Here is a 579-nt window from a genome sequence, read left to right on the forward strand (position 1 = left end):
CTTCCTGATGCAAGAGTCCGCGTGAAACGGTTTGCACCGGATAACCACCGAGTCGGCCATGCTGCACAGATTCCCATGCAGAACGGATTTTCGCTTCCAACCGCAGGGCTTGGGTGTAATCGTTCAGCACCATAATGCTGATTTGGAAGCGTGCTTCGATTAACGGCGAGGCTACCAGCCCGAGAGTGAATCGGGGATCGCTGATGCGCTGGTAGGTTACGCCCTCTAATACTGTCGAGGGCAAGATCAGCGGATAAACCGGCAGGCCCGTTATTCGTTCTAAATCGGCTTTCAGTGCAGGTTCAATCATGACGCACATCGGCCTCTGTGGTAAGGATCGTGCAATCGGCACGATTACGGTCAACGGTGCGTACCGTGAACCGCCGATCCTGATGTTCAATCAGCCAGCCCGGCTGGATATCACGCCGGGGTCTGACGGTAAATTGCTGTACCTCAATCACCTGTTGCTGCTCGGCTGTGCGGAGCTTTCGGTTGGACACGGCCTCGGCTTTTGCCCAGACGGTGATAACAGCACTGTGGCTGAACGTTTCTGCACCCAGTTCGTCCCGATGGATAACC

2 protein-coding genes are annotated in these 579 nt (G+C 55.4%); both read right to left on the reverse strand.

Annotation, left to right across the window (positions count from 1 at the left end; all coding sequences use genetic code 11):
• Window positions 1–310, reverse strand: a 310-nt coding sequence (locus tag AACS92_RS03595) for a hypothetical protein (protein ID WP_099112042.1), incomplete at its 3' end; no start/stop codon positions are given.
• Window positions 303–575: a phage head closure protein gene (locus AACS92_RS03600; protein ID WP_099112043.1), complete on the reverse strand. Its 273-nt coding sequence runs from the start codon at window positions 573–575 to the stop codon at window positions 303–305. The genes AACS92_RS03600 and AACS92_RS03595, both read right to left, overlap by 8 nt.
• Between the last annotated feature and the right edge of the window lie 4 nt (window positions 576–579).

The sequence above is a fragment of the Xenorhabdus sp. KJ12.1 genome, from assembly GCF_963876495.1.
GTDB classification, from domain to species: Bacteria; Pseudomonadota; Gammaproteobacteria; order Enterobacterales; family Enterobacteriaceae; genus Xenorhabdus; species Xenorhabdus stockiae.